Source organism: Pseudoalteromonas sp. Z1A8 (genome assembly GCF_011378855.1).
Classification (GTDB): Bacteria; Pseudomonadota; Gammaproteobacteria; order Enterobacterales; family Alteromonadaceae; genus Pseudoalteromonas.
This window is the reverse complement of record NZ_WTLB01000031.1, coordinates 45,595-54,116: the sequence shown is the minus strand read 5'-3', so window position 1 is coordinate 54,116 and position 8,522 is coordinate 45,595. Positions and strand designations below refer to the sequence as shown.

Below are 8,522 nucleotides of genomic sequence, written 5' to 3'. Positions count from 1 at the left end.
TGTTTCAACTTCATTAGGTTTGATGTTGTTGATAATATCGAGAGCATTAGAAAGTTGCATAAAAAAATCCGAATTCTACAAAATAATTCGGATTCTTACATACCTAGAAGATCGTTCAAGTGCTATTAACTATTTCTTAAATGATCGGCATTACAGCCAAAGCTGGGTTTTCAAACAAATGCTAAAAAGTTAAATTACTTCTTTTTAACTGCTTTTTTGTTTGGTAAGTCAGTGATTGAACCTTCAAAAATTTCAGCTGCAAGGCCGATTGATTCGTTCAATGTAGGGTGAGCATGAATAGTAAGCGCTAAGTCTTCACCATCTGCACCCATTTCAATACCTAAACCGATTTCGCCAAGCATTTCGCCCGCGTTAATACCGATCATAGCACCACCGATTATACGACCACTTTCTTTATCAAAAATAAGTTTTGTAGAACCTTCAGTACGAGCAGATGCAATAGCACGGCCAGATGCTGCCCACGGGAATACCGCAGTTTCAATTTTTAAGCCTTGCTCTTTTGCTTCTTTCTCAGTAACACCTACCCAAGCGATTTCTGGGTCAGTGTACGCAATCGAAGGAATACATTTAGGGTCGAAGAAATGCTTCTGACCAGAAATAACTTCTGCAGCAACATGACCTTCATGAACCGCTTTATGCGCAAGCATAGGTTGGCCAACTAAGTCACCAATTGCAAAAATATGGCTTACGTTAGTACGTAATTGCTTATCAACATTAATAAAGCCACGCTCATCAACGTTTACGCCTGCTTTATCAGCATCAAGTAAGTTACCGTTTGGAGTACGGCCAACTGCAACAAGCACTTTGTCGTAACGTACAGGTTCTGCTGGTGCGTTTTTACCTTCAAACGTTACGTATAAGCCGTCTTTTTTAGCTTCAACGCCAACAACTTTAGTTGAAAGCATTACGTTGAATTTTTTGCTTACGTATTTTTGGTAAATTTTGATAATGTCTTTATCAGCTGCTGGCACTAATTGGTCAGCAAATTCTACAACATCAATTGCAGAACCAAGAGCACGGTAAACAGTACCCATTTCAAGACCGATAATACCACCACCAAGTACAAGTAGTTTTTCTGGTACATCTTTAAGCTCTAGCGCGCCAGTTGAATCAATTACACGGTCATCTTGTGGGATAAAAGGTAAGTTAACTGGTTTAGAACCTGCTGCAATAATCGCGTTATCAAACGTGATAGTTGTTGCGCCATCTGCGCCTTCAACTACTAAAGTATTACTGCCAGTGAATTTGCCGTAACCAGATACAACTTTCACTTTACGCATTTTAGCCATGCCCTCTAGTCCACCAGTTAACTGGCCAACTACAGAATCTTTCCAAGTACGAACTTGGTCAAGATCGATCTTTGGTGCGCCAAAAGTAACACCATGAGATGACATTTCAGCTGCATCATCAATCACTTTAGCTACGTGTAAAAGTGCTTTTGAAGGAATACAACCAACATTAAGACATACGCCGCCTAATGTTTCACGAGATTCTACCAATGTAACTTCTAAGCCCAAGTCAGCAGCACGGAAAGCCGCAGAATAACCACCAGGACCACCGCCTAGTATAACAACTTGAGTTTTTAATTCGTTGCTCATGCTTTTACCTTAATTGTTTGAACGGGACACTGCCCTAAAATTTAACTGCCATGTTTCTGCAAGGCAGAAAGAGTAAGCAGCGCACAAAGTGATGCAATTCGTACAAAGATTGTATCATTGCAAATGGTAAAAATCCCAGCTAAAAACAACTGGCTGGGATTTGATTCTATTTATTATCTAACGATTACATCACCAATTGGCGAATATCGCTCATGTAACTTGCAAGAGTCACAGTAAAGCGTGCAGCTAAGGCTCCGTCAATAACCCTATGGTCGTATGACATAGACAGCGGAACCATTAACTTAGGTTCAAATTCTTTGCCATTCCATTTAGGTTTCATTTCAGATTTAGAGACACCTAAAATAGCCACTTCTGGTGCATTAACAATCGGCGTAAATGCCGTACCGCCAATACCGCCAAGGCTAGAAATAGTAAAACAACCACCTTGCATATCAGACGATGTAAGCTTCCCGTCACGTGCTTTAACAGATACTTCCATTAATTCGCGTGATAGTTCAATAATGCCTTTTTTATCAACATCTTTAAACACTGGTACAACTAAACCGTTTGGCGTATCAACCGCAACACCAATGTTAATATACTTCTTAAGAATTAAGCTTTCGCCATCTTCAGAAAGCGACGAGTTGAATTTTGGAAATTCAGCAAGTGCTTTCGCAGCTGCTTTCATTACAAACACAAGTGGCGTAATTTTAACACCCAGCTTTTTCTTCTCGCTAAGCACATTTTGCTCTTTACGGAATACTTCAAGGCTTGTGATATCAGCTTCGTCAAACTGTGTAACATGTGGAATTTGTACCCAGTTACGGTGTAAGTTTTTACCCGACAGTTTTTGAATACGAGAAAGCTTTTGCTCTTCAATTTCACCAAACTTAGCAAAATCTACTTTAGGCCATGGAATAAGACCCAGCTCACCGCCACCAGTATTACCTTTGCTAGCCGATAACTGACCAGACTCAACTTGCTTAACTAAGTTTTTAACATAGTTTTGCACGTCTTCTTTAACTATACGGGCTTTGCGACCAGTGCCTTTAACGTTAGCTAGGTTAATACCAAACTCACGCGCTAAGCGGCGAACAACTGGCGATGCATGAGCATACGCGCTGTTTTCTGTGAAGCTTTCGTTACTTGCTTTTCCAGGTGCTGCTTGAGCCGGTTTAGACTCTGCTTTTGGTGCCGCTGCAGGTGCTGATTTTTCAGCGGGTGCAGATGCTGCTGGCGCACTGCCTGCAACTTCAAATACAAAAATTAATGAGCCTGTCGATACTTTATCGCCAGCGGCTACTTTAATTTCTTTAACTGTACCTGCAAATGGAGCTGGTACTTCCATTGCAGCTTTGTCGCCTTCAACGTTTAAGATTGATTGATCTTCTTCAACCGTATCGCCAACTGCAACCATAATTTCAGTTACTTCAACTTCATCGCCACCAATATCAGGTACATTCACTTCTTTAGTACTTGGAGCTGCGTTTTCAGTTGAACTAGCTGCTGGCGCTTCTACAGGAGCCGACTTTTTGGCCGGTGCTGCAGATTCGCTGCCTGCTACTTCAAAAACAAACACTAATGAGCCTGTTTTAACGGTATCGCCAGCGGCTACTTTAATTTCTTTAACTGTACCGGCAAATGGAGCAGGTACTTCCATTGCCGCTTTGTCGCCTTCAACGTTTAAGATAGATTGCTCTTCTTCAACGGTGTCGCCAACAGCAACCATAATTTCAGTTACTTCAACTTCATCATCGCCAATATCTGGAACTGTTACTTCTTTAGTCGAAGAACCTGTAGAAGCAGCGGGTGCTGCCTCTTCAGATTTAGCAGGAGCAGCGGCTGATGTATTTTCCTCACCAGTGCTTTCACTCTCGCCTTCAAACAAAAATACTAAAGAGCCCGTTGTAACGGTATCGCCAACGTTTACTTTAATTTCTTTCACTGTACCCGCTTGCGAAGCCGGTATTTCCATTGATGCTTTGTCGCCTTCAACATTCAGTAAGGATTGGTCAACATCTACTTTGTCGCCAACGCTTACTAATATTTCGGTTACTTCTACTTCATCGTCACCAATATCTGGTACTTTAATTTCAATACTCATTGCAAACCTCTTATGCGTACAGTGGGTTAAGTTTGTTAGTGTCGATGTTGAACTTTTTAAGAGCTTCAACAACTACTGACTTCTCAACTTCACCGCGTTTAGCAAGTTCAGATAATGTAGCAACTACAACGTAGCCCGCGTTAACTTCAAAGTGACGACGTAGGTTTTCACGGCTATCAGAGCGACCGTAACCATCTGTACCTAGCACTTTGTAGTTGCTGCTTGGAATGAATGAACGCGCTTGTTCTGCGTAGTTTTTCATGTAATCCGTTGCTGCAACAGTCACAGAGTCGTTTAATACGCTTGTGATATATGCTGTTTTTTGCTCGCCTTCAGGATTAAGCATGTTGAAACGTTCAACATCTTGACCTTCACGCGTTAATTCGTTGAAAGACGTTACAGAGAACACGTCAGACGCAATGCCATACTCTTCGCTTAGAATCGTAGCGGCTTTACGTACTTCAGTCATAATAGTACCTGAGCTTAATAACTGTACGTTGGCTTTTTTACCTTCGTAACTTTCAAGCTTGTAAATACCCTTACGAATACCTTCTTCAGCGCCTTCTGGCATAGCTGGCTGATGGTAGTTTTCGTTCATAAGCGTTAGGTAATAGTAAATATTTTCTTGGTCATCACCGTACATACGACGAATACCGTCTTGTACAATAACAGCTACTTCAAACGCGTAAGTTGGGTCATAAGAAATACAGTTAGGAACCGTATTAGCAAGAATATGACTGTGACCATCTTCGTGTTGCAAGCCTTCACCATTTAACGTTGTACGACCCGCAGTAGCACCTAATAAGAAACCACGTGCTTGTTGATCGCCCGCCATCCATGCCATGTCACCAACGCGTTGGAAACCAAACATAGAGTAGTAAATGTAGAATGGGATCATTGGTAAATCGTTAGTGCTGTATGATGTTGCAGCAGCAACCCATGACGACATTGCACCTAACTCATTAATACCTTCTTGAAGTACTTGACCAGATGTTGCTTCTTTATAGTAAGAAACAATATCACGATCCTGTGGCGTATAGTTTTGGCCATGTGGATTGTAAATACCGATTTGACGGAATAAACCTTCCATACCAAATGTACGTGCTTCATCGGCAATAATTGGTACGATGTTTTTACCAATGCCTTTATCTTTTAATAAGATATTAAGTGCACGAACAAAGCCCATAGTCGTAGAGATATCACGTTTTTGCTCCTCAAGTAGCGGCTTAAATGCATCTACTTCTGGCAACGCTAATTTTTCACTAAAACGTGGGATACGCTTAGGTGTATAACCTTTAAGTGCATCACGACGAGCATGTAGGTATTTATACTCAGGAGAACCTTCTTCAAGCTCTAAGTATGGTAATTCTTTTAATTGATCTTCAGATACTAAGTCATCAAGACCAAGTCGTGAACGTAAATGTGCAACATGCGACATGTCCATTTTTTTCACTTGGTGCGCAATGTTTTTACCTTCAGCTGCTTCACCCATGCCGTAACCTTTTACAGTTTTAGCAAGAATTACAGTTGGACGGCCTTTCGTGTCTTCTGCTTTTTTAAATGCAGCAAATAATTTTGATGACTCATGACCACCACGCTTAAGCGCGAAAATTTCGTCATCTGTCATGTCAGCAACAAGTGCTGCTGTTTCTGGGTAACGACCAAAGAAGTTTTCACGTACGTACGCGCCATCTTTAGCTTTATATGTTTGGTAATCGCCATCAACAGTTTCGTTCATTAACTGTAGTAATTTACCCGTTGTGTCTTTAGCTAGAAGAATATCCCAACCGCTGCCCCATACTAGTTTAATTACGTTCCAGCCAGCGCCTTTAAACAAGCCTTCTAGCTCTTGAATAATTTTACCATTACCCATAACTGGGCCGTCTAAACGCTGTAAGTTACAGTTAACTAAGTAACAAAGGTTATCTAGTTTTTCACGTGCAGCAAAAGAGATAGCGCCACGTGATTCTGGCTCATCCATTTCACCGTCACCTAAAAACGCGTATACACGTTGGTTTTTAGTATCTTTTAAGCCACGACCATCTAAGTATTTTAAGAAGCGCGCTTGGTAAATAGACGAAATAGGACCTAAGCCCATTGATACCGTAGGGAACTGCCAAAATTCAGGCATTAACTTAGGGTGTGGGTACGATGGTAAGCCTTCGCCATCAACTTCTTGGCGGAAGTTATCTAATTGTGCAGCCGATAAACGACCTTCAACAAACGCACGTGCATATATACCCGGAGAAATATGACCTTGGTAATAAACTAAGTCACCACCGTCTACGTCATTTGGCGCTTTAAAGAAATGGTTAAAACACACTTCATAAAATGCAGCAGATGATTGGTAAGACGCCATATGGCCGCCTAAGTCGAGATCTTTTTTCGATGCACGTAGAACGATCATAATCGCGTTCCAACGTATGATCGAACGAATACGGCGCTCAAGGTTTACATCACCTGGGTAAGCCGGTTCTTGATCTACAGGAATAGTATTAACGTAGTTCGTGGTAATACCCGTTGGCATATCAACGCCGTCTAAACGGGCTTGCTCTAACACTTGCTCAAGTAAAAACTGAGCTCGTTCAACACCTTCTTCGCGCACAACTGATTCAAGAGCTTGTAACCACTCTTGTGTTTCTAGCGCGTCTACGTCAATTTTATTGACTTCAGACATATGGAGGTTTCCTTATGTTTAAAATACGAATGTTTTAATTTAATATCACTGTTACTTAATTTTGTGTGTTCAAAGTAGCAATGTACTAGCTTAATTTTGTTTGGTGCGTCTTAAACTACGTTCAATTCGCGAATGTTCCTTGCCTGCTTCAAGTAGTGCTTCTTCTATAAATGCTAAGTGCGCATTACTTGCTAAACGGGCTTGTTCTGGATTACCGTCAATAACGGCATCCATTAATAAACGCCTATGCTGGGCTAACTGACTGCTAATATCTGACTTTTTTAATAGAACAGTTAAATTTTGCAATACATTTTGCTCAAGCAGCGCTTTCATACCTCTAACTAAATGCAGTAAAACCACATTATGCGAGGCTTCTGCCACGCTAAAGTGAAATGCATTAATTGCTTTTGCTTTTTGCTGTAAATCATCATTAACTAGGGCAATTTTATCAAAGCTTTCTTTCACTTTGCTAAAATCGTTGCTGGTCCCGCGCAGTGCCGCGTAGTAAGCAGCAATCCCTTCTAATGCATGACGAAATTCAAGTAAATCAAACTGCGATTCAGGGTGTTTACTAATCAAATCAAAAAGTGGATCAGTAAGCCCTTCTTCGAGCTGATTTTTTACAAACGTGCCGCCACCTTGGCGACGCGTAACTAAACCTTTTGCTTCTAATTTTTGAATTGCCTCGCGCAGTGACGGGCGAGACACTTCAAATTGCTTTGCTAGTTCACGCTCTGGTGGCAACTTTTCACCTGGTGCTAACGAGCCTTCAAGAATCATGTTCTCAAGTTGCTGTAAAATAACATCAGATAACTTTGCCGCTTTAATCTTTAAAGACATGAATCAACGTCCGCGTTGTATAAATACCAAGAGCCCATAAAACAGGGCTTTAAGCAGTATGATTTACCCAAAAGGTAAATTGGTCATACCAAAAATTTTCAATAAGGTATCAAAAACCCTAATAGCTGTCAATTTACAGTCTACTTATACGGGTAACGTAGCGTAACGCATTTTGAACGAAGATTAAACAAAGCACAATTTGCAAAAATAATTACAAAGTTAATGAGATGAAAATAAATGGTCTGACCAGAAAAATAGAGTGTTAACTCTAGTTGAATTTATTAAAGAAATTAACAACAGGATAAAAGTAAACCACAATGCGCGATGTAAACTCGCGACTACGCAATATCGTAGCAGCGGGTTTACCCCCGCGACCATTAGCCGAGCAATAATCCAACCAACCATAAACACATGCGCGATATAAAATCGCGACTACGCAAATTTATAGAAATTGCATATGCTTTAAATTCGTGGGTCTGTGATTGCTAAAATACGGGTATGTTATGCATCGTTCATATTTATTACGAAAGGGAAGAGTATCAAAAGCAAACCACTATTATGCTATTACACTGGTTTGTCATGAGCGAAACAATCTATTCACAAGCTTAATAATTAATAGAGCTATTATCAATGAAATGAGGGGATTAGAAAGAGAGCAACTGATTAAATAAAATACTTTCGTGATAATGCCAAACCATATTCATTGGTTATTACAATTATCCGATAGCGCAACATTAAGCGAGGTAATTAGAAGCTTCAAAGGACGCTCAGCCTCGGTGTATAGACAATTTGGCAAACAAAAGCTTTGGCAGAAAGGGTTTTATGATCACTTAATAAGAAATACCGAAGATTTAAATAGCTGTGCTAGGTACATAGTAGCGAACCCTTTACGTGCAAATTTAATAGAAAACATTGCAGACTACCCATATTGGGACAGTATTTACCTAAACTCGTAGCAGCGGGTTTACCCCGCGACCATTAGCCGAGCAATTACCTACCCATCAAACATATTGCGCGATATAAAATCGCGACTACGCAAATATCGTAGCAGCGGGTTTACCCCGCGACCATTAGCCGAGCAATCAACTAAACATAAAACACAATGCGCGATATAAAATAGCGATTACGCAAATATCGTAGCAGCGGGTTTACCCCGCGACCATTAGCCAAACAATTACCTACGCATCAAGCACAATGCGCGATATAAAATCGCGACTACGCAATATCGTAGCAGCGGGTTTACCCGCGACATTTGGCAACTAACCTCCCAACCGAAAAACAC

At 40.8% G+C, this 8,522-nt stretch carries 5 protein-coding genes; 1 reads left to right on the top strand and 4 read right to left on the bottom strand.

The features are described from left to right. Nucleotides 1-194: 194 nt before the first annotated feature. The 4 genes from lpdA to pdhR form a co-directional block, all read right to left on the bottom strand. Complete coding sequence (lpdA, locus tag GQR55_RS13050) at nucleotides 195-1,619, bottom strand: dihydrolipoyl dehydrogenase (protein WP_166420949.1); 1,425 nt, start codon at nucleotides 1,617-1,619, stop codon at nucleotides 195-197. A 184-nt stretch (nucleotides 1,620-1,803) separates the two neighbouring features. Then, nucleotides 1,804-3,723, bottom strand: a complete 1,920-nt coding sequence (gene aceF / locus GQR55_RS13045) for a pyruvate dehydrogenase complex dihydrolipoyllysine-residue acetyltransferase (protein WP_166420948.1) — start codon at nucleotides 3,721-3,723, stop codon at nucleotides 1,804-1,806. A 10-nt stretch (nucleotides 3,724-3,733) separates the two neighbouring features. Beyond that, the gene (gene aceE / locus GQR55_RS13040; RefSeq protein ID WP_166420947.1) at nucleotides 3,734-6,400 is read right to left on the bottom strand and encodes a pyruvate dehydrogenase (acetyl-transferring), homodimeric type; all 2,667 of its coding nucleotides are present in this window, start codon (nucleotides 6,398-6,400) and stop codon (nucleotides 3,734-3,736) included. Between the two features lie 90 nt (nucleotides 6,401-6,490). Next, the gene (gene pdhR / locus GQR55_RS13035; protein ID WP_007586129.1) at nucleotides 6,491-7,240 is read right to left on the bottom strand and encodes a pyruvate dehydrogenase complex transcriptional repressor PdhR; all 750 of its coding nucleotides are present in this window, start codon (nucleotides 7,238-7,240) and stop codon (nucleotides 6,491-6,493) included. 686 nt (nucleotides 7,241-7,926) lie between these two features. Here pdhR and GQR55_RS13030 point away from each other — a divergent pair. Beyond that, nucleotides 7,927-8,196 carry a transposase gene (locus GQR55_RS13030; protein WP_206012093.1) on the top strand — a complete coding sequence of 90 codons (270 nt, stop codon included), beginning with the start codon at nucleotides 7,927-7,929 and terminating at the stop codon, nucleotides 8,194-8,196. Nucleotides 8,197-8,522 lie beyond the last annotated feature (326 nt).

Excerpts from the sequence above, each read along its gene's own strand:
- lpdA (WP_166420949.1), bottom strand. The coding sequence starts at position 1,619 with ATGAGCAACGAATTAAAAACTCAAGTTGTTATACTAGGCGGTGGTCCT.
- aceF (WP_166420948.1), bottom strand. The coding sequence starts at position 3,723 with ATGAGTATTGAAATTAAAGTACCAGATATTGGTGACGATGAAGTAGAA.
- aceE (WP_166420947.1), bottom strand. The coding sequence starts at position 6,400 with ATGTCTGAAGTCAATAAAATTGACGTAGACGCGCTAGAAACACAAGAG.
- pdhR (WP_007586129.1), bottom strand. The coding sequence starts at position 7,240 with ATGTCTTTAAAGATTAAAGCGGCAAAGTTATCTGATGTTATTTTACAG.
- GQR55_RS13030 (WP_206012093.1), top strand. The coding sequence starts at position 7,927 with ATGCCAAACCATATTCATTGGTTATTACAATTATCCGATAGCGCAACA.